Here is a 25,028-nt window from a genome sequence, read left to right as displayed (position 1 = left end):
TGAATGTTAAACTTAAGGACATTGATACTTGGGCTGCCAAGAACATGTCCACAAACTGGGTTACAGAACGAACCAAAATATTCAGAAAAACTATCTGAATTTGGAACCGTTAACTGGACACCCTAATTAATTATGAAATCGACAACAAAAAACCATGTTAGTAACTTCCTTAACCTTAGAGTGTTAGTGGGGATTGGTGAAAAGTGCAGAACTTATCTGTTGGTTATATTTGCATTCCTGCTCACGGCATTGCCTGGATGGGCACAGAATGTGTTACAGGAGTCGGTGGAGATTGCCAACACAGATGGCACTGAGCTAAAATACAAGCTGTATAGCGACTATACAGCTACTCTTCTTGGCGCTACTTCCGAAGAAATTTCTGCGCTGAACATTCCCGCCAGCGTGACATACGGAGAACAGGAATATAAAGTTACCAAAATCGGTGATGACGCTTTTGGATATCCTTATCTCGAGTCAATCAGTGGCGGTGAGAATATTACAGAAATAGGGGATAACGCTTTTTCGGGATGCTCTGCTCTTACAGGTAGTATAGAATTTAATAATGTAACAAATATTGGAGAAGGCGCTTTTTGGGGGTGTGGCAATGGAGGGTTGAATTTGACATTCAACAATCTCGAGTGTAAGACAATAGGTCCTAGTGCATTCAAAGATTTTAATGGCACTGTGAATTTGTATGGTAATGTTAAATATATTTTAAATAATGCTTTTTATAATGTAAATAATCACGAGAATTTTCAAGTGAATGCTAATCTAAATGGTATCACGTATATTGAAGGGATTAACTTTCTTAATATAAAAGGAGGAAATATCTCCTTGGAAGTAAACAATGTCAATATTGGTCTATCTACATTTTCTGATTGTATTGCTGGAATAAAAATCTCAGGAACTATACAGAATATTAATGAAGGGGCATTTTATAATTGTAATGAAACTATCATAGAGTTATATAATTCCTCCATAATATCGATAGATAAAAATCCAAATTCGGAGGGAAATATTTCTACTATTTACGTTTTACCATCATTAGTGGAAGAATATAAAACTAAAGGCATCAACGCCAATTTTGAAGCCCTTTCCGACAATCAAGCCAAAACAATCAACGGCGTCAAATATGCTGTAAGAAGCAACGCAGCGGGATTTGAAGTGATAGGAACTGAGGCTGGAGCTTCGTTTGAAGACGATATAGTGAACATAATTGATAATATTTACGACCTTCCCGTCACTTCAATCGGGGAAGATGCATTCAGCGGACAAGAGATAAGCTGTATCTTGGTGCCTGAGTCGAGATATGACTCAATACACTCTAATGCCGGAGAATATGCCGACAAGGTGTTTGTAAATAGAGGTAAGGTGAATATCGTGGATGGCGACAATACCACATTGACATCAAGCGACCAAACTTGCTATTTGCCAGGCGACATCACCTACAGGCGCACATTCAGCGAAGCAGGCCAGTACGCCACGATGTGCCTGCCCTTCGACCTCCCTGTGACCAATGCCCAGAAAAAGTTTGAGCAGGTATATGTTGCGCAAGGCAACATCATCCACAACACCTCCACCGACATGTATATCCTGATGCTGCTCAACCCCGAAGGCAAAAGCATTCCTGCCGGCACCCCGTTCTTCGTGAAGACCAAAGATACCGACGTGACGCTGCAGAACAACGTGTTATGCCGCATGACCACAACGCCAGCCACAACACCGCTCACCGTGGTTGACTGGGACGGCAAGTCGGGACTGATGACCCAATGCCCCAATGTCAACGTGACATGCAGCGGCACCCTCGACGCCCGCACCAACTTCGACGCTACCTACTACACATTCAATACCGACGGTTCGTTCGGCAACCGGCGCACCGACGCCAACTTCCCCGCCTACCGCATGTATCTCAACATCACCAACAAGAGCAATCAGGCTGCCCCCATCCTCATGTCCATCGGCATCTTCGACGACGACAACACCACCGGCATCCTCAACGTGATGCCTATTGTGCTGAAGAAGTCAGTCGCAGAGGGCACATTCACCATCGACGGCCGTGCCGTAAAAGGCACTCTGTCAAAGGGCTTGTACATAGTGAATGGCAAGAAGGTGGTAGTGGAATAAAAATGAAGAGTACTAACATTAAAAACAGAAATACAATGAAGAGAAAAAAGTATGAAACCCCATCAATGAAGCAGTATGACATTATGCCAACCCGCATATTGGCAGGCAGCAATGAACCCTGTACAGGTAAAGATGGTGACGATGGCGGCTACGCCGGAATCTTCCATCCTTCCGCCGACGACATTATGGCATAAAAGTCAATGATTGTCGAAGGACAATAATTAGTGGAAAGACAGGACAGGGGACAGGTCACTGTCCCGCAGGAATATTCAAAAATATAATCTCAAATGTTACAAAAAATGAGGATGCAGGACACGGACCTGTCCCCTGTCCCGTTGTCCCCTGTCCCGCTTCTCGAAACACCCAACATCTGTTAAAAATCACCTCCATTTCCACACTTTTCTTCCAAAAGCCTTGCACAATCCAAATAAATGTCTTATCTTTGCAGCACCAGAACCCGCCAAGCCTCTCAACGATGCTCAAATGAGCGGGTCGTTTTTTTTATTGCCATGACAACAAAAATACCATATAGCAAGTCATATACAGAAGAAAGCAGTCTAATAGCTTTGCTTCAGTCAAGAGGATTGTCCATAACCGATGAAAGCAAGGCTCAGCATTACCTTACCCACATTGGTTATTATCGTTTGTCTGCCTATATGTACCCTCTTTTGTGCCCCCCAAAAGAACAGCACATCTACAAAAAGGGGACCACATTTGATAAGGTGATGATGTTGTATCGTTTCGACAAGAAGCTCCGTCTTCTCCTTTTCAACGAGATAGAAAAGATAGAAGTGGCAGTGCGAAGTGCAGTTGTCAAGCATGGATGTGAGGTTACTGGCGATACATTTTGGATGACCAACCCAAGCAATTTCTCCAATCCTGTGAAATTCAACAAGACCCTACATCTCATAGATGATGAGCTGAACCACTCCAAGGAGGAATTCATCACTCATTTCAAGGATACCTATTCAGATCCATATCCTCCAGCATGGATGCTCTCGGAGATACTGCCTTTGGGAGTGATTACGAACATCTACTCCAACATAAAGAACAAGAAGATCAAGAAGCGCATATCTCAGTCCTTCAACTTGCAGATAGCACCATTCGAGTCATGGATGACAATTGTCACTCTGACAAGAAATCTATGTTGCTATCATGCTCGTATATGGAACAAGCAGAACACACTGCGTCCCATGATGCCAAACATCATTGTAGGAGCATGGATAAACTTGCCCACGGATACACTCAGGATCTATTTTGACATGTGCATCATCAAGTACTTCCTCGACATCATATCTCCGGGCAATGACATGCTCTCCAAGATGCAGTCACTCTTCGCCGAATACCCCGAGGTTGACCTTCGTGCATTAGGCTTTCCATCTGGCGACTGGCAGGACGAACCACTCTGGAGCACTCAAAGCTAAAGTCTTGGCATTCACCTCCCACATTTTCGTGTAAACACAGGTTAAAAACATTAAATCTTCACCATTCGCACCCCTTCAAACATATCCCAATCCACTTTTCTACCGTATAAACTGCAAATAACTGACAGTCAATTATTTCTAAATACGGCATTTATAACCATATTATCTACCTTCAAAAAAAATCTCAAAAAATTTGGAGATAATGTTTTTTTTAACTACTTTTGCACGTAGATAACTGAAATAAGAATCACAGAGACAGGTTAAACAACTCTAAAGAGTGAACAAAGTATTGTCCCTATGACCTGACAAAAATATTAACCCCATGCCGACAACGGGCTTCAACGGCTGAAACAATGTGTCCGTGGTATAATCATGAAAAAAACAATTTTATTAATCAAGAATTACATAAGTATCACACGAACAGGTTAAATGACCCGTGAGTGAACAAGATCCCTATGACCTGCGGAAAGCCCTACAAAAACCCGAAAGTTGGCTGAAGTAAGGAAGTAGATACACTCTAACAGAAATGATGGAGGAAATGGATCAAGACATTATGTAGGCATAAAATAAATATGTAACCCTTGGATGATAGACGTGCAGCGTGCGATTGCCCTGGGGCTTTTTTCTACCCAAATAGACAACTATACAAAGACACCTATGATAGACGAACAATTCAAACACATTGAGAAACAAAAACAGGAGAGAATAAAAAAGAAACTCTACGAAGACCCGCTCTTCAGAGTGCTCTACATTCCACTTTGGTTTCAGCATAACAACGACCTTTCTCCAGTGGAGGCATGGCAGGAAGCCATGATGGTGATAGGCGAACTCAGGGCGACGGAAAGCGACATAAGGCACCTGGAGATTGCTTCCTTGATGGAACAACTGAAGGAACGATACTCCCACTTCGGCGAACAAGCAAGGGCGGAAGAAGAGGCGGTACACTCGTCGATGCTGGTGATGGCAACGGTGATGTTCATGCTTGAAGTAGCAAGCGAAGATTGGAAGAACAACCCTCACCGAAGGTTGTGCCGCAACATTTCGGGAGTGCTTTCGAGAATTGGAGGGTTCAAGGAATTGTGCCACGACGTGAAGGATTCGGAGAAAGGGGAAGTGGACGACGAAGGACCGCTGCCCATAAGGGATTTCATCGGTACGAAGAAAGAGCAGGAGTTTGCTGACTTGCCACAATTCTCAAAGGAAACAATAGAAAAATCTGGGCTGAAAGCGGGTAATCCGCTTGCCGTGCTGCAAGCCATACATCTGATGAAGGACAAAATGACAGCCGACAACGACTGGATTTCGATTTATGCAGAGCTGCTCGACCGAGAATACATAGTGAAGACCATGACATCGTTTTGCTCTATGATAAATAATGTGTTCGGAATATCGCTCAACAGCCGCTACATGAACACCACGCTAAGAGACCACGGCGAGGACATAGACAAATGGAGCGAAGTGTATGACGACCAACGACGACATCTGGATCTTGTAAGGGATTTCAGAAAGATATTAGGCAAACTGGAAAAGAAATAGGATTTCAAAGAGTGTACTCAACAAGGGTACACTCTTTTTTTGTGCCTGTACTTTTCGTATGTCAGGTGTCCACTTTTTTAGTTTTTGTAGTCCACTTCGAGTCCACTTTTCTGATTTTGGTGTCCACTTTTTATGTTTTGGTGTCCACTTTCCTTGATATGGTGTCCACTCACTGTCCACTCTTTTCCATCTCTATTTTTCTTGCCTTACCTTTGCAATGTCAAAAGAAAATTTTAACATCAAAAAGGTAATAAAAAATGAGAATCAATTTTTTGAAAATCGACGTTGGGGGCAGGGAACTGCCGAACGTCATGTTGGAGACTACTAAAACCTGCAACGACGGGCTGAAGTATCATTGGGCTGACATTGTGGCAAGGATGAAGTGGAGCAAAGGGGGAAAGGGTGGACAACTGCTTTGCCTTGCTCCAGTAAAGTCAAGCATTGTGATTAAACTCAAAAAACGCCAGATACAACTGAACATGGCATCAGAAATTGAGTTGTCGAAAGGTGCTATTGAGTTTGGACTGCATTTTTATTTAATGCAGGATGATGAGAGAAAGGAGTTGAATTGCAGATAAACAAACATAAATATTTTTCAGTTTAATTATTAAAGTTATAAAGTATGGATGAAGTAAAAGTATTTGGCGAGGATATGGTAATATTATTGCTCGCTCGTCTCGGATTGTGTGAGATTAAAAATATCCACATAAGTGGAGAAAAATCTCTACAAATTGTGTGCAAGGTAAAGCGAGAGGAACCTTTCGAGTTATTAAACCTTATGCCTCTGGACAAGTGTCCAAACTTCTCAAACTTTAGAGTGGAGGGCGACAAAGGTTTGAAAACAGTTTCATTTAGCTATGAAGCAATTCACTACGATTATGGAAATGACTGTCTTACAATGGAATTAACTGACTTCGCTTGTGTTGTTAAAATGTTTTTTGAAAATCTGTTTGGAGAGGATAATGTCGAAGAAGTAATACTTGGATCTTTGGACTGCCCCACTGAATACTACACAACCGTCAAGAGTGTTGACAATGAGCCATTGCTAATAGACGGTAATATAATGAGGACTATGCTTATGACTGGCCTCCGTATTAGTATATTATCTGTGGAAGATGACATGTACGACTTAATGGTGTCGTATTGTTAAAATAAATAGTAAACTTTATTTTAAATTTAAAACATTATGCAAGTAATAGCAAAAATCGAGAAATGGGCGCAGCAGCCCGACGTTCAGACTCAGAATGGAATGACAAGTAAGGCTCAGGTGGTGTTACGCTGTCCGGGCGGAAGAAACGCAGAAGGTTTTGTGGGCACGGTCTTCGGAACAGTTGCCGGAAAGCCGTTGGCTGTAGGCACGATAGTGGTGGCCGACGTGAGATTCTACACTCACGAGTATGAGGGTAAGATTTTCCAGGACGTGAACATCTTCGACCTGATGCAGCTGAAGTCGCCACAGCAAGTTGGAGAACATTTTTAAAACAGAACGATTATGAAAAGGAAAAAAATTGAATCGAAGCCTATAAAATTTGAAGGCGTGTTGGATGTTTACGATGACAAAAACATCATGTTTAATCCAACAAAAAATTTGATATCGGTTAATGGATTTCGCAGACGCGGAGTGGTTACGATGCTCAGTAACGGACAGATGGGGTTTATGGCTACGCCAAAAAAACACTCTACGTCGAATAAGCTGAAACGTACCATACACGGCACACTGTCGGAAAACGAAGATAACTACTATCTCTATATCCGCATAGACAAGACCGAAACCGACGACTATAAAAAGGTAATAAAAAAAGAAGTGAAAGAACTACTCGAATAATCGCTTCGCGATAAAACTTAATTCGCTTCGCGATAAAACTTCGTTAAAGATTAAAAGCGCGTTGCGCTTAAAGGGGCTTGCGCGCAGCTCTTTAAGCACGAAGTGCTTTTAATGAAAATTTTAATGTAAATTTTAATGAAATTTATACATGAGTTGCCATTTGATTTATTATAAAAACGGGGCGAAAATGATGCGCCCCGTTCAATCACGAGAAGAATACGTTGGACTGAGAAACAAACCGGCTAACGTTGACTACACCAAGCAGGCAAGGCTTGGGAATCCTGAGGCTAAACGCAAGATGCTGCAGTTTTGCTACTCTTGTATGCCTGCCGAGGGAGGCAAGCTGAAGGGCTCAAAGACGCCATCGAACTCTGTCGGCATGGACATCGACTTTGCCAAGGATATGCCTAAGGAGGAACTTGAAAGTGCAATGAAGATAATGATTGGACGAGTACTTCAGATGAAGGAGGACCTTAATCTGCTGATGCTCGAACGGTCTGCCTCAAAGGGGTTGCACATCGTGTTCAAGCGCATCGGTTGGCTCACGCAGGAGGAAAACCTGGAATGGGCGCAGAAGATGCTGGGCGTGGAGTTTGACAAAGGTGCAAAGGACATCACGAGAGTGTTTTTTACGCCAACAGCGAGTGATGAGGACTTGCTCTATCTATCAGACGACTTGTTTGTGAATGAGGAGGCGGTTGTTGATGAAGGTAGAGGGAAGAAAGAAGTGGAAAGAGAAATAAAACCTGAAGTAGAAAACAATGGCTGTAACAATGAAGAACAAATATCAAAAGAGCATTCTAATTCAAGAACAGATGGAAACTCTGAAGATATCGAAGAGCGTACGTGCTCAACTACTGATGACGAATCGCTTAAAACGTCACTTACTTATAACGGGCTTCAATATAAGTCGATAGTAAACGAATTCCTCCGCCAGTTTAATAACGGGCAGACACCTGTCGAGGGCAATCGCAACGTGATGACTTTTGAGCTGGCTAAGGCTCTGAGAAGTATCTGCAACTACGACATGGAGTTTTTGAAACAGGTTATTCCTCGATACGATAACTTCCCGGAGGATGAATACGAACGTACTTTGCAAAGCGCACTCGACGAGCCTCGCCGTGGAGTGAGCTACAAACTGACCAAGGTGCTGGAGGCTCTGTATGCAAGGCAAAACAACGAAGCTCCGAAGGTGGACTATGAGGCAGAAAATGAACTGCCGCCAGAGATGCCGCGAAAGCTGCCTTATCCGCTGAACTTCATGTGCTCAAAGGCTCCGGAGATGTATAGGGCGGCTATTTGTGAAGCTGTTTTTGCTCCGCTTGCCGTTTATGTTCACGGAGTGAAATTCCGCTACTGGGACGGCAACGTGCATGAGCCAACGTTTATGTCGGTGCTCTGCGCTCCGATGTCAATAGGTAAGGGCTGCGTGAGACTGCCAATAAACATCATTCTCGAAGATCTGCTGAAGCGCGACGAGTCGAACCGTGCACGAGAAGCGGAGTGGAAGGTGAAAAACCCATCGGCAAAACAGAAGAAAGACCCTCGGCCGTCAGACATCTGCATACAGGTTCTCATCGACAACCTAACCGATGCGGTGTTTAACCAGCGAGTTTATGATGCCGATAAAAACGGCGAACGCTTCCTCTATACCAGTGTTGACGAGCTGGACACACTGAAAAACATAACATCACGTGGCACTGCAAGCGAAGTGAGCATACTGATACGCAAGGCCTTCGACAACTCGAAGCACGGCCAAGAACGTGTGGGTGCTGACTCAGTGACTGGCATCGCTCCGCTGCGCTTCAACTTCAACGCCTCAACTACACCTAGGAACCTACAAAAGTTTTTCTGTCACGAAATGACCACAGGTACAATAACACGACTCTCTTTGTCTACCATCATCAAGCCTGCCGACGCAAAACGCCCAGTGTTTAAGGAGTATGACTCTGAATATATAGATGAGGTAAGAAAGATAACACAGAAACTATCATCGCTGTCTGGAGAAATACCATGTCCGAATTGCAATGAGTTTGCTGAGCAACTCTGCGATGAGAACGAAAAATTGGCTGCACTCTACGGTTCTGACTCGTATCTGACATTGAGTTACCGCTCAACGGTGATTGCATGGCTTAAAGGCATGATGCTTTACGTGATGAACGGCGAGAAATGGACGAAGGAGATACAGGACTACATGGAGTGGTCGCTTCGATATGACCTTTGGGTTAAGATGAACATCATTGGCAAAATGCTCGACGAAGCCCAAAATGAGGAAGTGAACGCTACTTCAAGGCGAGGACCTGCAAATATGCTAATGCTTCTTAAGGACGAGTTCAAAATTGAAGATTTGATAATGGTGAGAAAAAGGCTTGGAAAGTCGGTGGAAATAACTCAAGTTAGAAATCAATTACAACAATGGAGGCTCAGAAAACTTATTGATTTTGACAATTATAATTGTATAATCAAAAAAGTGAAATTAAAACAAAAATGAACGTAATGACAGAATGACAGAATGACAGTTTAATATTATAAGGTATGAAATTATTATTAGTAAGAAAAAAGTTCTTGGAGGACAGACCATAAAGCTAAAAGAGCCTTCCGCCAGTGTTGAAAATGACACATGGCGGAGGGCTTTATGGAAAACGTGATTTTTTCAGTTCTTTTCTTCCATATTATTTTGCAGAAAAGAAAAAAAATGCTAATTTTGCACGAAAATATTATCTAAATCTTATAAATACGTAAACTTATGAAATTAAAAACCACATTACTGACCTTGGCCGCTGGAGCAACAATGGCCGCATCGGCCCAAACGGCACCAAAACTAAGTGCCGACAACATCGACCAAGTACTAAAAGCCATGACACTAGAAGAAAAGGCTACTCTGCTCGTGGGTGCTACAAACCAAAAAGATGGCGGTAGCGGTGCCATGGTGGGACAGACAAAGAAACTCGTGCCAGGAGCTGCCGGTGTGACTGCCGCCATTCCTCGACTCGGTATACCGATGCTCGTATTGGCTGACGGACCTGCCGGAGTGCGCATCGACCCGCTGAGAGAGGGAGACTCAAACACTTATTACGCAACTGGATTCCCCGTAGGCTCAACCCTTGCCTCAACTTGGAACACACGACTCGTAGAAGAGGTGGGAAGGGCAATAGGCAACGAGACACGCGAATATGGAGTAGACGTGATACTCGGTCCTGGAGTGAACCTCCACCGCAACCCACTCTGCGGACGTAACTTCGAATACTACTCAGAAGACCCTCTGCTCACCGGACGCATTGCGGCTGCTTACATCTGCGGCGTACAGAGCCAGGGCGTGGGAACGAGCATAAAGCACTTTGCCGTGAACTCTCAGGAAACCGACAGAACACGAGTGGACGAACGACTGTCAAAGCGTGCGCTGAGAGAACTTTACCTAAGAGGTTTTGAGATTGCCATAAGAGAAAGCGACCCGTGGACCGTGATGTCGTCGTACAACAAGATAAACGGCGAATTTGCACAGGAAAGCTACTCACTGCTCACTGACATACTGCGCAACGACTGGGGATTTCGCGGAATGGTGATGACCGACTGGACAGGACTGAGAAACACGGCTGCACAGGTGCATGCCGGCAACGACCTCATGGAACCGGGATATGACAACCAGATAGAGGACATCATAAAGAGCGTGAAGTCGGGCAAGCTGAAGGAGAGCGACATGGACATCTGTGTGCGCCGAATACTCGAGCTTTGTGTTCGTTCGCCGAAGATGAACGGTGTGGCATTCTCTAACAAGCCCGACCTGAAAGCTCACGCACAGGTGACACGACAGTCGGCTGCCGAGGGTATGGTGCTGCTGAAGAACGCTGGCGTGCTGCCGATGCATAATATAAACAAAGTGGCCCTCTTCGGAGTGAACTCCTACGACTTCCTACACTGCGGATGCGGTTCGGGCAACGTGAACGTACCTTACGTAATCGACATGGTGCAGGGACTGAAGAATGCGGGCATCTCAACGACAAAGACGCTTACTGACATCTATCAGAAATATGTAGAGTATGCCAGAGTGAAATTCGAGGCCGACAGAGAGCCTACAAAATGGTTCCAGATGCCGCAATTCGGCAAGGTGAAACTGCCGGAGATAGAGATTTCACAGCGTTGCATCTACGAGACTTGTCCTGAGGCCGATGCTGCCATCATCACCATCGGACGACAGGCAGGCGAAGGCATGGACCGAGACATAAAGACTGAATTTAACCTTACCGACCTTGAGCGCGACATGATATTCCGCGTGAGCGACGCCTTCCGTCTGGCAGGCAAGCCGGTGATTGTGATTCTTAACTCTGGTTCGGTGGTGGAGACTGTGTCGTGGCGCGACCGTGTAGACGCCATACTCATGGCATGGCAGCCGGGAGAAGAGGGTGGCAACACCGTGGCTGACATTCTGACCGGAAAGGTGTGTCCGTCGGGCAAGCTCACCATGACATGGCCTGTGACTGCATCCGACCATCCTTCTACCGCAAACTTCCCACAGGACGAACTCTCGCTCTATTCCTATCGAGAGATGAAGGGCTGGGGAATGCCAATGAAGGGTTTCGATTTCACCAACCACGACGAGGACATATACGTGGGCTACCGCTATTTCGACACCTTCGGCAAAGCTGTGGCTTATCCCTTCGGATATGGCCTTAGCTACACCTCTTTTACTTACGGCAAACCGACGGTAAAGGTTGCCGGGGAGAATGTGGTAATAAGTGTTATGGTGAAAAACACTGGTAAGGTGGAAGGAAAAGAAGCTGTACAGGTATATGTTTCGGCACCTGAAGCTGGAATTGAAAAACCTGCAAAAGAGTTGAAGTCGTTTGCAAAGACAAAGGCGCTGAAGCCGGGCGAGAGCGAGACGCTGAAGATGACTATCCCTGTGCGCGATCTTGCTTCGTATGACGAACAGAACAGCCAATGGCTTGCCCCTGCCGGCACTTATACCTTCCATGTGGCAGCAAACATCAACGACATCCGCGGCACCGCCACCGCCTCAATAAAGCAATACACCGAGAAGACTTCTGACGTGCTGGCTCCACAAGAGCCGCTGAACCTGTTGAAGAGGTAAGAGAATACTCGGCGAAACCTGGATAAGGGATAAAAAAGGGCGGGACGCACACATCGCTTTTGTGTGGCGTCCCGCCCATATTATTTTGAGAAGGGGAATTACTTCGTTATCGGACGATACTTCGGAACGAGACCCTTCATTATCATCCAAGCGCAGAGGTAAGCTACGGCACAGATGCAGAAGATAATCATATAGCCTGCTTCCTTTCCGTCAAAGCCAAGGAACGAGAAGGCGCTGCCTTGAGCTTCAGAATAGGTGAAGAGAGCACCGGCACCCTTGTTGATAAGGAATGAACCTACACCGCCTGCCATACCTCCAATACCAGTGACGGTGGCTATGGTTGACTTCGGGAACATGTCGCCAATGGTAGAGAACAGGTTGGCTGACCATGCCTGATGACCTGCTCCGGCAAGTCCGATGATGATGGCTGGCCACCATGCGGAGATAGCTCCAAGAGGCTGGGCAAACAGGGCGAGAAGCGGGAAGAAGGCAAAGATAAGCATGGAGAGCATGCGGCCTCCATAAGGATTCATACCTTTCTTTTCTACAAAGAGCTTGGGCAGATAGCCACCATAGATAGACAATACGGTGACAATGGCGTAGAGCGTGAAGATGAGCATGATGGCCTCTGAAGAACTTGACTTGTAGCCATACTGGTCGGAGAAATAGGCTGGAGCCCAGAAAAGGTAGAACCACCATACACCATCGGTGAAGAACTTACCTGTGATGAACGACCATGTCTGACGATACTTGAAGCAGCTCCAGAATGGTATCTGTGTCTCTTTTTTCTCCTCAGCGTCAGTCTTTGCCACTGGCTCGTCGTCGTCCTGATGGATATAGGTGAGCTCGGCACTATTGACATGTTTAGACTTCTCCGGCTGGTCGTATAAGAACACCCAAAAGCCCATCCAGATGAAGCCCAGTCCACCGATGATGACAAATGCCATTTCCCATCCGCCACCGATGCCAGCGTCCTTGAAATACTGTGCGAGGAGAGGAATGGTAGCTGGAGCGGCCAATGCACCTACAGAAGCTCCGGCGTTGAAGATTGAAGTAGCGAAGGCACGGTCTTTCTTCGGGAAGTACTCTGCCGTTACCTTGATGGCAGCGGGGAAGTTTCCTGCCTCACCAAGTGCGAGCACACAGCGTGCTGCCACGAAGAGCCAAACACTTGTTGTGGCGATAAGAAGAGCTGCCGCCGAACCAGTCTGAACAGCTGCCATGTCAGCCACTGAGGCATAACCCTCAAAATGCATTGTGAGCCATCCGCAGAGAGCATGGGCAACAGCACCCGCCGACCATACACCAATGGCCCAAAGATAACCTTTCTTAGTGCCCATAAAGTCGACAAACTTGCCGGCAAAGAGCATACAAGCAGCATACACAATTGAGAAGACAGCCGTAATAGTACCGTAATTGTCATCGGTCCAATGGAACTCTGGAGCAATGAAGTCTTTCCACGTGAGAGAAAGCACCTGACGGTCTAAGTAGTTGACTGTTGTTGCCACAAAGAGCAACGCACACATGACCCATCTGAAATTGGTCATTTCCTTTGTTTTGATAGAATTCATTTTAAATAGGTTATTATAATTATTAAATTGTATTCTTACTCGTCAGAATTTGTAATGTTATTCTTTTTGCTGCAAATTTACATAAAAAATATGAAATACGGCAACTTTCACTAAGAAAATTGCCGTAAACGTTTGTGTTAGTCTTGGAAATATACTTTTTTAACACGATTGCTTATTCCTGTGAGCACTTCGTATGGTATTGTGTCGAGAGTGTCGCTGAGAACTGTAACCGGTAGATGTTCGCCGAATATCTCTACCGTGTCGCCCTCTGCACAAGGTATGCCGGTAACGTCTATCATTGCCACATCCATACAGATATTTCCCACATAGGGTGCTTTTTGGCCATTGACAAGACAATATCCGCGGCCGCGTCCGAGATGACGGTTCAGGCCGTCGGCATAACCTATAGGTATGGCTGCTATGAGACTGTCGCGCTTTAGAACACCCTTGCGGCTATAGCCCACGGTCTCGTCTTTCGGCACATGGCGCAACTGGAGGATTGTAGTCTTCAGTGTGCTCACTGTGTTGAGTATGTGGTTGTCGCGGCTGTCTATGCCATACAGGCCGAGACCGAGCCGGCAGGCGTCAAGCTGGCGTTCCGGGAAGTGCTCTATTCCGGCACTGTTGCATATATGGCGCAGAATCTTGTGGTCAAAAGCCTCTTGAAGTTTGGTGCTTGCCTTGTCAAAGAGTTCAAACTGTCGCGCTGAGAAGCGATCGAAATCGTCGCTGTCGCTGCCAACGAAATGTGAGAACACAGAGCGGGCGATGATGGCGTTCTGATGGCGCAACCGGTCAATCACGCCGTCGATGTCGCGCTCAGGGTCGAAGCCCAGCCTGTGCATTCCGGTATCGAGTTTAATGTGGGCAGGGAAGCTGGTTATACCTTCTTTCTCTGCGGCCTTGATAAGGGCATCCATCAGGCGGAAGCTGTATACCTCGGGTTCAAGGTCGTAGTCAAACATAGTCTTGAAGGCGGTCATCTCGGGGTTCATGACTATGATGTTGCTCGTGATGCCGTTTTTTCGCAGGGTAACACCTTCGTCTGCCACAGCCACGGCAAGATAGTCCACGCGGTGGTCTTGCAGTGTCTTCGCCACCTCCACGGCACCGGCCCCATAGGCATCGGCCTTTACCATACAGATAATTTTTGTGGTAGGTTTCATAAACGAGCGGTAGTGGTTGAGATTGGCCACCACGGCGTTGAGGTTCACCTCGAGAATGGTCTCGTGAACCTTTTGCTCAAGCAGTTCGGTTATGTGGTCGAAGCCAAACTGTCTGGCTCCTTTTATGAGTATCACCTCGTCGTAAAGCGATTTAAATGCTTCAGACTCCACAAACTGGCTTACGTTTTCAAAGAAATATTTTTCTGCGATATTTACGACGGAAGAGTGTTCAGTGAGCTGCGGTCCTATACCGATGAATTTCTCCACCCCACGTTTCTCAGCCATGCTGCTTACGATGCCATAGAGCTGGTTTGGCAGCTGTCCGCTTTGTTGTATGTCACTGAGTATCAGTGTGCGCTTGCGTCCGTTGTGGTCTGGTCGGCGACTCATGAAGTCGAGTGCTATGTCGAGTGAGCTCACGTCGCTGTTGTAAGAGTCGTTGATGATTGTACATCCTTTCTGTCCCTCTTTCACTTCAAGACGCATTGCCACAGGTTCGAGCTGCGACATTCTGATGTCGAGTTGTTCGGGTGTTATACCGAGATGAAGTGCTGTGGCAGCGCATGCGAATGAACATTCCACCGAGGCCTCATCTATGAATGGCAGATGATATGTTGCGTTTACCGTAGAGTTGAAGGTATATTCAACCACAGTGGTTGCTTCTTTCGTCGTCACCTTATTTATATATAGGGCGGCCTTAGGGTCTTCTTTGCTCCATGCAATCTTTTGCCCGTTGTAGCCCGACTTTCTCATTGACCGGCTCACGATGTTGTCGTCGGAGTTGTATACCACCGTTTTTGCATCGTGGAACAGAAGCAGTTTCTCTTGACATTTCTCATCTATGGACCTGAAGTTTTCCTGATGAGCCTGTCCGATTGAAGTTATTATGCCTATTGTGGGCTGTATGATGTCTCTCAAGGCCTGCATTTCTCCCGTCTGGCTTATTCCAGCTTCAAACAAAGCCACGTCGGTGTGTTGGTCGAGAAGCCAAACTGACAGGGGCACACCTATTTGTGAGTTGTAGCTCTTAGGCGAGCGCGTGACCACCATCTGCGGTGAAAGCAGTTGGTAGAGCCACTCTTTCACCATTGTCTTTCCGTTGCTACCTGTAATTCCCACCACAGGGATGTCGAACTCGTCACGGTGTCGTTCGGCAAGGCGTTGCAAAGCCTCCAATGTGCCTACCACCTTTAGGAAGTTGGCGTCGGCATACGCATTGGTGTCAGGCAGAGTTTCAACCACAAAGTTTCTTACGCCTCGTCTATAGAGTTCGGGGATATAGTTGTGACCGTCATTACGTTGTGTGCGAATGGCGAAAAACAGTGTTTCTTCAGGGAAACACAGAGATCGGCTGTCTGTGAGTATCCAGCCGATAGTAGCATCGGTATTTCCAATGCGTCTTGCTCCTATGAGCGTTGTGATTTTCTCGATTGAATATTTCATAAATACTACAACGATGGTTTCTGACGTGCAAAATTACACAATCCTATTGAAACAACAAAGAAAAATTCTCTTTTTTTTGAAAGGCGGGTGTTTTGTATGAATATCTGAGGATTGGGGTTTTCTTATACATGGAGTTCTGGATAGAGAGTTTTCAACTCTGCAATCCTGTTATGTGTTTTCTTCATAAAAGCCTTGTATTCTTCGGAATCGGGGTTGAAAGGACGATGATTGAGGGCATCGTTCACTGGTTTCCACTCGCTGAGCCAACGGCGGGCTGATTCTGAGAAGCAGGTCTCCACCAGTCGCTCCCATATATATCCCACAGCTTGGTCAGACGGATGAATCATGTCTTGACGATAGAAACGGTAGTCGCGCAGCTCATCGTTGACGATTTCGTATGCGGGGAAGTAATATAAAGAGGAGTGAGAAATGTTATGAGCCGAAGGGGTATGGCTTGTGAGGGTAATACATTTATGAGCGGCAAGCAAGAGGGTGGCTTTTGAGAGTTGGCTGATGTGGTAACCGTATTTCGCATAGCGTATAGGACTGACGGTAAGTACTATACGTACATCGGGATTGGACGTTTGGAGGAGTGAGGCTGCCTTCATGATGTAGTCGGCACACTGGTCTACCGAGAGTTCTTCTTCCTGAAAGAGGCGGGCGGGACGTTTTTGGCAGTTGTCAACAATCTCTCCTGTTTCCTTAAGTCGATAAATATGGTTGGTACCGAGGGTGAAGAACACCACCCTCGGCGAGAACTGTCCCTGTTCACGATCATCCTTTACAAGTCTTTCCACAGTATGTAGTATGCTGGCAGGGTTGTACATCACGCCGTATGGATTTACTATGGCATTGAATTTGTTGTCGACGAAACGTCGACCTATATTATCAGCAAAACAAGAGCCGACGAAGAGCATCTTCTCCATCGGCATAATCTCAAAATCAGGTTTCTCAATATTTACTATTGTTCTAAATTCCATAAACTATAAAATTTTCAGCTTCTGCTCACTTGTAATCCTCTCTTGCTCAGCGTCATGTCAACGAAGCGTGCATTAGAATTCTGACGATTGGTGTTCAGCACTTGTTTTATGCGGGCTGCTGCCTCCGGGTCCTTTGCCACCATGTACAGATATCCGCCACCACCTGCGCCAGGGAGTTTATATCCCAGGCAGAGGTCGTCGACAAGACTTGTAAGATGTTGTACCTGGGCAGGATTGGTGCCAGAGTCAAGCATTTGATTTTGCACCCATGTCTTTCTTATAAGACGACCTGTGAGTTCGAAATTCTGTCGTTGTATTGCTTCATACATGTCGAGCGTATGAGCCTTCATCTGCCTGAGGAGTTCCAGTTGGGCGTGGTTGTTGAGGAACATGCGGCGCACGATTTCTGCCAGAATGGTCTTGGCAGTGCGTGTTATGCCTGTATAATAAAGAAGGTGGCATGAAGCATATTCAGGCTGCATGAAGATATCGTCGGGCAGCCAGCGCACGGAAGGCGTCTGTGCAAAGCCACGCTGAGTCTGCAACAGTTTCACACCTCCGAGCACACCGCCAAACTGGTCTTGCCATCCACCTCCAGTGGTTAGCATCTGCTCGAGTACGAGAGTGCGCAGGCATACCTCGTTTTTGTCCCATGCCAGCGAGCAGAAGTCGTTGATGGCTCCAAGCACTGTGGCAGCCAGTATACTGCTGGTGCCGAGTCCGCTGCCAGCTGGTATGGCCGAAAGCAGTGTAATTTCTATTCCGCATCCGAAACTCTCGAGTTGCTGTCGAAGCGAGTCAAAACGCTCGCAGCAGAAGTCGGGCAGGAAGCCAGCCAGGGCAAGTGCGGCCTTTGGTATGGAGAACGGACTTCCCACATGGCAGAAGTCGGCCAACTGTTCGTAGGTTTCAATGCGTTCCATGGCTCCGAGATCGATGCTGCGTAGCACTATATGCCGCTCGCTACATGGTCTGATATAGGTCTGCAGTGGAGGTTGGCCGTTTAGTTCTATAGCGAGGTTCACTACGTTTCCGCCTTCGGCTAAACAATAAGGCGGTGTGTCGGTCCAACCACCGGCAATGTCTATTCGGACAGGACTTCGCGCCCACACTATCTGGTCGGAAAAGACAGCCATGCGTGGTTGCTGACGCTCAGTGCTCACCATGCCTGTCAATCCTTCTCTCAGCAGCGAGAAAGCTTTTGTTTCCCATTGGGAGCTTTTGCAGGAATCGGTGGAGAGTGACGAGGCATTGAGCGTTTCGAGTTTTCCACGAAACATTGCGTCGTGCATCCTTGTCATGAGTGACGCGTCATCATCCAATGCAGCAGGCATACCGATATTCATGTCGTGGAACTCCTGTGCCGCGTGGTCGAGATCAAGTTGGTAGAACACGCTGTGTCTACTGTTGGCAGCCAGCGTCGGCCAGTTCAGTCGGCGCAATTCCGTTCGTTGTCTGAACAGTCGTCTGAGGTTTGCCTTGTCTGATATTTCCTCGGCAGATAGCAGGATATACTCCGAAAGTCTGTCGGCAGTTGCCTTTCCTTCAAGCATGTCCTTGAGCAGTTCACCCATAGCCTCACGGTTTTCAGGACTGCCATTTACGACGGGAAATATTTTTGTCTGTTGTTGCTGTCCTGCAAAGCGGTCGTCGATGCGGTATGGACGCAACACATAATTGTTGTCGTCTATTGGAACGACATCAACACACTGTCCTTCAGAGAGTGTGATGTGCCAGTCGTTTTCCGGTACACCAGTTATTACGTTGTCGTGGCTTATCTTCCAGTGTTTTCCCACAAAACTGTTTTCCACCCAAAGGTTAGTGTTCTCCGCCTTGACCGGAATGTCCACCTTTGCATTTTGAATGAAAATGGACGGATGAGGTTTATGTCCATAATGTTTTATCTCCCGCTGGTCGTTCACAATGTTTTGAATGGCCAGTGTTGAAGAAATCATCTCACGTGATGTTCCGAAATGATAAAACTCTCCACCTGGCAGAGGCATTACCACAACCGTAAGTTCCCTAAGGTCAGGCTCGTCGACGATAGGATCAGTACCTACGGCACATCCGAACTGCGAATACAGGTCATATTCCGTCCATTGGCCGTTGCAGTCTTTAGAGTGCTTTGCCAACAGTTCAACAGCCCTGTCGCTGAGCAGCCACACACCGATATCCGTAAGATAGTAATGCGCCCTTAGCAGCTCGTTGAGTTTCTCAGGCGAAGGTTTTTGGAGCATGTGTTTCAGAACGTTTGGCGTCTTTCTCTCAGACACGAACACACCATGGTTTTTGGCAATGTCGGAGTCGAGCCAAAGTCCGTAGCAAACGATGTCTGCCTCCGGCACTGGCGGCAGTTGTCGGTCAGCCCTTATATAAACGTCTCCGCTGACCACCATGGTATGAATATTGTCTGGAGCCTCGTTCATTATTCTTTCATATAGCGGGAGCTGAAGTTGAAGCAGGTCTTGTGAGAGTATCTGTCCTATCTCCCATCTGAACACAGGAACAGGCGTAAGAATTTTTCCCGAAGGAGCGTATGCAGGCAGTCGTCTGCTCTGACCTCCGGCATGAAGCAGTATTCTCCTTTCGCTTTTCAGCCATTGTGTGAAAGAACGTCCTTGCGCCTCGGAAGAGTAGCATTGTTGGAGCAGCCATGTCGTACCTCCACCGCTTCCAAGCCTATGTCCGACTGGGTCGCTTGTACAGAAAAACTCGTCGCGACTGGCTCCGGTCACGTCGTGAAAACTGTCCACCAGATTTGGTGGCAATGATAGTAGTTTCTTCATGTTTTAAGTGATTAATGCCTTTAAAGCTATTAAAAATCAGTGCAAAGATAAATAAAAAGCGGAAAATTCTTGTTCTTTTCCCCAAAAAGTTGTACTTTTGCCATCACTTTAGCAAAAAGTACATACAAGAGACGCCAAACCAGTCTCTGTCATACACCTATACCTAATAATAATTATGAGCGACAACAAAACATTACTTGAAAACAAGACAAACGGATTATTTGTAAAGAACGGTGTGAGTTTTCTCTTGCCATTCATCATGATCACCTCATGCTTTGCGCTATGGGGTTTTGCCAACGACGTGACAGGTCCGATGGTGAAAGCCTTCTCAAAGATATTCCGTATGAGCGTCACAGAGGGAGCTATGGTACAGGTAGCGTTCTACTTAGGCTATTTTGTTATGGCATTCCCCGCGGCACTTTTCATACAGCGATATTCTTTCAAGTCGGGCGTGCTCATTGGTTTGGGGCTTTATGCGCTCGGTGCGTTGATGTTCATTCCAGCCAAGGCCATAGGCGTATATTTTCCATTCCTCATAGCATATTTCGTGATGACCTGCGGTCTGTCGTTTCTCGAGACGAGTTGCAATCCATTTATCTATAAGATGGGAAGCGAAGAGACAGCCACTCAGCGTCTTAACCTCGCCCAAGCCTTCAATCCCTTAGGTTGTCTTGCCGGATTGTATGTAGCCATGGAGTTCATTCAGGCAAAGATGAGTCCAATGGACACAGCCACCCGCAACACCTTGACCGACGCTCAGTTCAACCTTCTTAAAGACCACGACCTTAATGTGCTCATTCAGCCATACGTGTTTATAGGAGCCGTTATTGTCATATTACTTGTGCTTATCAGGGTGACAAAGATGCCCAACAGCGGCGACACCCACAGCGGCAAGCCTTTTAAGCAGTCGCTGGCGGAATTGCTAAAGGAAAAGAACTATTGCGAGGGTGTGATAGCCCAGTTTTTCTACATCGGCGCACAAGTGATGTGCTGGACATTCATCATACAGTACGGCACACGAGTGTTCATGAACGAAGGTATGCCGGAAAAGGCAGCCGAGATACTGTCGCAGAAATATAACATTGCTGCCATGGTATTCTTTACCATCAGCCGTTTTATTTGCACATGGTTCCTTAAATACGTTCAGCCCGGACGCCTTCTGTCAATACTCGCCATTATAGGTATGGCAGCCGTGGCTGGTGTGATATTCTTTACCAACCGCAACGGCATATATTGCTTAGTGATAGTCAGCGGCTGCATGTCGCTTATGTTCCCGACCATCTACGGCATAGCCCTTCGCGGCCTTGGCGACAATGTGAAAATGGGCGGTGCCGGACTGATTATGTCTATCCTTGGAGGTTCGGTGTTCCCGCCGCTCCAGGCAATGATTATAGACTCAAATATAAATATCTGTGGATTGCCGTCGACAAACCTGTCTTTCATTCTCGCCTTCGGATGTTTCCTCGTGGTGGCAGTGTATGGCCACAGGGCTTATGTGAGACACAATATTAAACTGGATTATTACGAGGATGGTGTGAATAAAAGTTAAATAATGCAAGTTTCTTGTATTTGCCATGCAAGCTTTTTGCACTTTTATTGTTTATCGTTCAGAATTATAAATAACTCAATAAAAAAAATGAAGAAAATAACATTTATCGCAATCGTCGGCTGCATAATGTCAGCTATTTCGTTAACATCGTGTAACTCTGATTCAGAGAGTTCTTACAAAGACCTTACAGCAGCTGAGATTCAGCAATGTTTCAATGCCACTCGTGGAAACCACAACGGAAAGATGATTTACGCTGCGTTAAACAAGGCCAACGTGGCAGACAAGTTTGACACTATCAGCATCGCATGGAGCATCATAAACGACAGCACCATGACCATCTACGACTTCCCCGCAAAGGCATTGGCAGAGAAGATTACAGGCGCCGACGATCTTAAGGAGGCATTGGCAAGCCAGCCAGACCGTACTCTGAAATGTGCCATCTCTTATGTGAATGCAAATCCTATTCAGTTTCTCGTTGGACCAAACAATCTCACATACGAGCTGAACTACGGCGGCAAAAACCATAAGGTGGAGATACGGTTCTACTGGAACACCTACTCTTTCGGACAGTACTCTTCTTCATCAAAGCACCCTATGCAGATGCAGATTTGGGCAGCACTGCTAAAGCTTGATGGCAATGAGACATCGTATGGTATCACTATCGACAAACCCGCCCAATTCTTCTTCTATACAGAGAAATAACAACCTCTAATAACAAAAATCAATAGTCATGAGCACCGCCATTTACCTTTTCATGGGTAAATGGCGGTTTTTATTAAAAAAACATGGCCTACACTTGGCATTTTTATTAATAATGTGTAATTTTGCAGTCTGAATAAAAAAAAGACTCATTATGAAGACAATTAAAACAAGAAGGACTATAAGGAAATACAAAGTTGACGATGTAAGCCAAGAACTGCTCAACCGTCTGCTCTCAGAAGCATCGAGAACTCAGACTATGGGCAATCTCCAGCTCTACAGTGTAGTTGTGACAAGAAGCAAAGAGGGCAAAGAAGCCCTTGCTCCTGCACATTTCAACCAACCCATGGTGAAAGAGGCACCTGTGGTATTGACCATCTGCGCCGACTTCAGACGAACCACACGCTGGTGTGAAGAAAGGAAGGCACAGCCTGGATATGACAACTTCCTCTCGTTTATAAATGCAGCATCTGACGCCCTACTCTACACTCAGACCTTCTGCAACCTTGCAGAGGAAGAAGGCTTGGGACTATGCTACTTAGGCACAACGGTTTATATGCCCGAGGCAATAATCGAGGCACTGAAACTACCAGAGTTGGTGATGCCAGTGGCAACGCTCACCTTAGGATGGCCCGACGAGAATCCCCCACTTACCGATCGTCTTTCTGTTGAGGCTTTCGTACACGAAGAGCAATATTGCGACTATTCCTCCAGCGACATCGACCGCCACTATTCCGCAAAGGAAGCCCTTGAAGACAACATCCGGTTCTGCGAGATTAACCATAAGGAAACTCTTGCACAGGTATTTACCGACTGTCGTTATACAAGGAAGGATAATGAGGCGATGTCGGAAGGTATGATGAGAGCACTTAAAAAACAAAAATTCCTATGAGGGGGAAGGTTAAATAAAGGAATAAAAATATGAATATCTCGGAAAAAAGAAGTAGCATGCTGCACGGAGTGCTGCTCATTGCATTGTTCTCGTGCTCTGCCTTCTACATCGGGCAGATGGATTTCGTGACTTCATTGTCACTGTCGCCAATGATTGTCGGCATCGTGCTCGGTATGCTCTATGCCAACTCACTGCGTAACAACCTGCCTGAGACATGGGTTCCCGGCATACAATTTTGTTCGAAACGTATACTGCGCATTGGTATTATATTGTATGGCTTCCGACTCACGTTTCAGGACGTGACCGCTGTAGGAGTGCCAGCCATAGTTGTCGACGCAATAATAGTGGCAGCTACAATAAGCATCGGACTGTTTGTCGGCCGCCTGCTGAAGATGGACCGCGAGATTTCATTGCTCACCTCCGTGGGCAGCGCCATCTGTGGAGCAGCGGCGGTGCTTGGTGCCGAGTCGGCCATTAGAGCCAAGGCATATAAGACAGCAGTGGCGGTGTCTACTGTTGTTATATTCGGAACACTGTCGATGTTTCTTTATCCAGTTCTCTACCGCAACGGTGTGTTCGCCCTGAGTCCTGACCAGATGGGAATCTTTGCGGGCAGCACCATCCATGAGGTGGCCCACGTGGTAGGAGCAGGCAACGCCATGGGCGACAGTGTCTCTTCAACAGCCATCATTGTCAAGATGATTCGAGTGATGATGCTTGTGCCAGTGCTTCTACTGATTACATGGAGCGTGGCACGAGCCTTGGCGAAAAGTAATCAGGAAGGCGAAAAAGGAAAGATAAACATTCCATGGTTTGCCATTCTCTTCCTTGTAGTCATAGCCTTCAACTCGCTTGACTTGCTTCCTGTTTCTGTTGTTGATTTCATCAATACATTCGACACCTTCCTCCTTACCATGGCCATGACAGCCCTTGGTGCCGAGACGAGCATAGAAAAGTTTAAGAAGGCAGGAGCCAAGCCTTTTGTCCTGGCCCTTGTCCTTCAGATATGGCTCATTGCCGGCGGCTATGCGCTTGCAAAATGGTTTGTGCCAATGATGATGGCATAACGTTTTTTATTCCCAGTCTCCCCACTCTGCCGTGGCCTCTATACTCTGTTCAAGCTGGTCGGGCAGTGTGGGGAAAAAATCTATACCAGTGATGCGTTCCACTTGGTCTATGCTGTTCACATAGTCTCCTTTCGGGCGATTGCCGTCTTCGTTCTTATATATAAATCCTATTGCCTTGGGGTCGTCGCCAAGCCTCAACACCACCTTGAAAAACGCCTCTGGCACCACAACCTTATTGCGACCGATGGTTTTGTGCTTCTTCTTATACAATATCGGTCCGCTTACGATATAAATCTTTCCATATCGTTCAGCCCAACGACGACACTGCTGTTCCATCTCGTTCCAGTCTCCGGCGTTCAGGTTATGCCCTTGCGGACAGACATTTGTTAGTAAAAACGACTCGCGTTGTGCATCCTCGTTCCACTTGTTGTCGCCCGATGGACAGATATGTCCACGATCGTAGCCAGAGCCTCTATAGTCTGCATCGGTAGCCCTTGGCGCAGGCACGTCTTCGTCTTCCTGAAACTTTATTCCGCCACGGCTATACTTTCCGTTCACATGGTCGCTGGTAAGAGTCCACGCCACCCAGTGAGGCAGCATTGCCTTTGCGTTATAGCACACGGTGTATGCTGTCCTGTTCAGCATTATGCCATTGTTCACTTTCGATGCAAGAGACTCGTTGCTGATGTCCTGCGTTTTTGCAGGCTCATCCTTGAGTTTCTTAGTTTGACGAGTGTCAGCCTTGTTTTCTTTTGCGGCATATTGCCTTAAGGCCTCCCTCGATTGTTCAATCTTTGAGGGATTGTTGCACGAAGCGGTGGCAATAAACAATGCGGCACCGAGAATAAAAAAACAGTTTCTTTTCATTGGTTGATAT

The 25,028-nt window shown here is 46.5% G+C and carries 19 protein-coding genes; 14 read left to right on the top strand and 5 right to left on the bottom strand.

Features of this window, described 5'->3' with window-relative positions; translation table 11 throughout:
- Nucleotides 1–132: 132 nt before the first annotated feature.
- The 10 genes from CIK98_RS10700 to CIK98_RS10650 all read left to right on the top strand — a co-directional run bounded on the left by CIK98_RS10700 (nt 133) and on the right by CIK98_RS10650 (nt 11,998).
- Nucleotides 133–2,124 (top strand): leucine-rich repeat domain-containing protein, encoded by a 1,992-nt coding sequence (locus tag CIK98_RS10700; protein WP_094384229.1) that lies wholly within the window; start codon nt 133–135, stop codon nt 2,122–2,124.
- A gap of 35 nt (nt 2,125–2,159) precedes the next feature.
- Nucleotides 2,160–2,318, top strand: a complete 159-nt coding sequence (locus tag CIK98_RS18195) for a hypothetical protein (RefSeq protein ID WP_172409906.1) — start codon at nt 2,160–2,162, stop codon at nt 2,316–2,318.
- 315 nt (nt 2,319–2,633) lie between these two features.
- Nucleotides 2,634–3,548 carry an Abi family protein gene (locus tag CIK98_RS10685; RefSeq protein ID WP_094384226.1) on the top strand — a complete coding sequence of 305 codons (915 nt, stop codon included), beginning with the start codon at nt 2,634–2,636 and terminating at the stop codon, nt 3,546–3,548.
- Between the two features lie 657 nt (nt 3,549–4,205).
- A complete protein-coding gene (locus CIK98_RS10680; protein WP_141210507.1) occupies nt 4,206–5,084 on the top strand; it encodes a hypothetical protein in 879 nt (292 codons plus the stop codon).
- Between the two features lie 257 nt (nt 5,085–5,341).
- Complete coding sequence (locus CIK98_RS10675; RefSeq protein ID WP_094384224.1) at nt 5,342–5,662, top strand: hypothetical protein; 321 nt, start codon at nt 5,342–5,344, stop codon at nt 5,660–5,662.
- Nucleotides 5,663–5,706: 44 nt separating this feature from the next.
- Entirely contained in the window at nt 5,707–6,234 is a 528-nt protein-coding gene (locus CIK98_RS10670) for a hypothetical protein (RefSeq protein WP_094384223.1), read from the top strand.
- A 36-nt stretch (nt 6,235–6,270) separates the two neighbouring features.
- Entirely contained in the window at nt 6,271–6,564 is a 294-nt protein-coding gene (locus CIK98_RS10665; RefSeq protein ID WP_094384222.1) for a hypothetical protein, read from the top strand.
- 12 nt (nt 6,565–6,576) lie between these two features.
- On the top strand, nt 6,577–6,909 hold the full coding sequence (locus tag CIK98_RS10660; RefSeq protein ID WP_094384221.1) for a hypothetical protein: 333 nt from the start codon (nt 6,577–6,579) through the stop codon (nt 6,907–6,909).
- Between the two features lie 187 nt (nt 6,910–7,096).
- The gene (locus tag CIK98_RS10655; RefSeq protein WP_094384220.1) at nt 7,097–9,400 is read left to right on the top strand and encodes a hypothetical protein; all 2,304 of its coding nucleotides are present in this window, start codon (nt 7,097–7,099) and stop codon (nt 9,398–9,400) included.
- Between the two features lie 255 nt (nt 9,401–9,655).
- On the top strand, nt 9,656–11,998 hold the full coding sequence (locus tag CIK98_RS10650; protein WP_094384219.1) for a beta-glucosidase: 2,343 nt from the start codon (nt 9,656–9,658) through the stop codon (nt 11,996–11,998).
- Between the two features lie 98 nt (nt 11,999–12,096).
- On the opposite strand, the gene CIK98_RS10645 is transcribed toward CIK98_RS10650, so the two are convergent.
- From CIK98_RS10645 to CIK98_RS10630, 4 genes are all read right to left on the bottom strand, one after another.
- Entirely contained in the window at nt 12,097–13,569 is a 1,473-nt protein-coding gene (locus tag CIK98_RS10645; protein WP_094384218.1) for an MFS transporter, read from the bottom strand.
- Nucleotides 13,570–13,706: 137 nt separating this feature from the next.
- Nucleotides 13,707–16,178, bottom strand: coding sequence for a bifunctional UDP-N-acetylmuramoyl-tripeptide:D-alanyl-D-alanine ligase/alanine racemase (locus CIK98_RS10640; RefSeq protein ID WP_094384217.1), 2,472 nt, complete (start codon nt 16,176–16,178; stop codon nt 13,707–13,709).
- A gap of 122 nt (nt 16,179–16,300) precedes the next feature.
- The gene (locus CIK98_RS10635) at nt 16,301–17,158 is read right to left on the bottom strand and encodes a GSCFA domain-containing protein (protein WP_094384216.1); all 858 of its coding nucleotides are present in this window, start codon (nt 17,156–17,158) and stop codon (nt 16,301–16,303) included.
- A 14-nt stretch (nt 17,159–17,172) separates the two neighbouring features.
- A complete protein-coding gene (locus CIK98_RS10630; RefSeq protein ID WP_094384215.1) occupies nt 17,173–19,944 on the bottom strand; it encodes a bifunctional fucokinase/fucose-1-phosphate guanylyltransferase in 2,772 nt (923 codons plus the stop codon).
- A 175-nt stretch (nt 19,945–20,119) separates the two neighbouring features.
- On the opposite strand from CIK98_RS10630, the gene fucP reads away from it, so the two are divergent.
- The 4 genes from fucP (at nt 20,120) to CIK98_RS10610 (ending at nt 24,151) form a co-directional block, all read left to right on the top strand.
- Complete coding sequence (gene fucP, locus CIK98_RS10625; protein ID WP_094384214.1) at nt 20,120–21,493, top strand: L-fucose:H+ symporter permease; 1,374 nt, start codon at nt 20,120–20,122, stop codon at nt 21,491–21,493.
- Nucleotides 21,494–21,580: 87 nt separating this feature from the next.
- Nucleotides 21,581–22,195 carry a DUF4840 domain-containing protein gene (locus CIK98_RS10620; RefSeq protein WP_172409905.1) on the top strand — a complete coding sequence of 205 codons (615 nt, stop codon included), beginning with the start codon at nt 21,581–21,583 and terminating at the stop codon, nt 22,193–22,195.
- A gap of 151 nt (nt 22,196–22,346) precedes the next feature.
- Complete coding sequence (locus CIK98_RS10615; protein WP_094384212.1) at nt 22,347–23,084, top strand: nitroreductase family protein; 738 nt, start codon at nt 22,347–22,349, stop codon at nt 23,082–23,084.
- Between the two features lie 29 nt (nt 23,085–23,113).
- Complete coding sequence (locus CIK98_RS10610; RefSeq protein WP_094384211.1) at nt 23,114–24,151, top strand: YeiH family protein; 1,038 nt, start codon at nt 23,114–23,116, stop codon at nt 24,149–24,151.
- Nucleotides 24,152–24,157: 6 nt separating this feature from the next.
- On the opposite strand, the gene CIK98_RS10605 is transcribed toward CIK98_RS10610, so the two are convergent.
- Nucleotides 24,158–25,018 carry a DNA/RNA non-specific endonuclease gene (locus CIK98_RS10605; RefSeq protein WP_094384210.1) on the bottom strand — a complete coding sequence of 287 codons (861 nt, stop codon included), beginning with the start codon at nt 25,016–25,018 and terminating at the stop codon, nt 24,158–24,160.
- Between the last annotated feature and the right edge of the window lie 10 nt (nt 25,019–25,028).

The sequence above is a fragment of the Prevotella sp. P2-180 genome (assembly GCF_002251435.1).
In the GTDB taxonomy this organism is placed as follows: Bacteria; Bacteroidota; Bacteroidia; order Bacteroidales; family Bacteroidaceae; genus Prevotella.
The sequence above is the reverse complement of the archived record's forward strand: the minus strand, read 5'-3'. Positions and strand labels throughout refer to the sequence as shown.

Coding starts and splice junctions, on each gene's coding strand:
- CIK98_RS10650 (WP_094384219.1), top strand. CDS start 9,656: ATGAAATTAAAAACCACATTACTGACCTTGGCCGCTGGAGCAACAATG.
- CIK98_RS10640 (WP_094384217.1), bottom strand. CDS start 16,178: ATGAAATATTCAATCGAGAAAATCACAACGCTCATAGGAGCAAGACGC.
- CIK98_RS10620 (WP_172409905.1), top strand. CDS start 21,581: ATGAAGAAAATAACATTTATCGCAATCGTCGGCTGCATAATGTCAGCT.
- CIK98_RS10615 (WP_094384212.1), top strand. CDS start 22,347: ATGAAGACAATTAAAACAAGAAGGACTATAAGGAAATACAAAGTTGAC.
- CIK98_RS10700 (WP_094384229.1), top strand. CDS start 133: ATGAAATCGACAACAAAAAACCATGTTAGTAACTTCCTTAACCTTAGA.
- CIK98_RS10605 (WP_094384210.1), bottom strand. CDS start 25,018: ATGAAAAGAAACTGTTTTTTTATTCTCGGTGCCGCATTGTTTATTGCC.
- CIK98_RS10610 (WP_094384211.1), top strand. CDS start 23,114: ATGAATATCTCGGAAAAAAGAAGTAGCATGCTGCACGGAGTGCTGCTC.
- fucP (WP_094384214.1), top strand. CDS start 20,120: ATGAGCGACAACAAAACATTACTTGAAAACAAGACAAACGGATTATTT.
- CIK98_RS10670 (WP_094384223.1), top strand. CDS start 5,707: ATGGATGAAGTAAAAGTATTTGGCGAGGATATGGTAATATTATTGCTC.
- CIK98_RS18195 (WP_172409906.1), top strand. CDS start 2,160: ATGAAGAGAAAAAAGTATGAAACCCCATCAATGAAGCAGTATGACATT.
- CIK98_RS10645 (WP_094384218.1), bottom strand. CDS start 13,569: ATGAATTCTATCAAAACAAAGGAAATGACCAATTTCAGATGGGTCATG.
- CIK98_RS10635 (WP_094384216.1), bottom strand. CDS start 17,158: ATGGAATTTAGAACAATAGTAAATATTGAGAAACCTGATTTTGAGATT.
- CIK98_RS10655 (WP_094384220.1), top strand. CDS start 7,097: ATGATGCGCCCCGTTCAATCACGAGAAGAATACGTTGGACTGAGAAAC.
- CIK98_RS10675 (WP_094384224.1), top strand. CDS start 5,342: ATGAGAATCAATTTTTTGAAAATCGACGTTGGGGGCAGGGAACTGCCG.
- CIK98_RS10685 (WP_094384226.1), top strand. CDS start 2,634: ATGACAACAAAAATACCATATAGCAAGTCATATACAGAAGAAAGCAGT.
- CIK98_RS10665 (WP_094384222.1), top strand. CDS start 6,271: ATGCAAGTAATAGCAAAAATCGAGAAATGGGCGCAGCAGCCCGACGTT.
- CIK98_RS10630 (WP_094384215.1), bottom strand. CDS start 19,944: ATGAAGAAACTACTATCATTGCCACCAAATCTGGTGGACAGTTTTCAC.
- CIK98_RS10660 (WP_094384221.1), top strand. CDS start 6,577: ATGAAAAGGAAAAAAATTGAATCGAAGCCTATAAAATTTGAAGGCGTG.
- CIK98_RS10680 (WP_141210507.1), top strand. CDS start 4,206: ATGATAGACGAACAATTCAAACACATTGAGAAACAAAAACAGGAGAGA.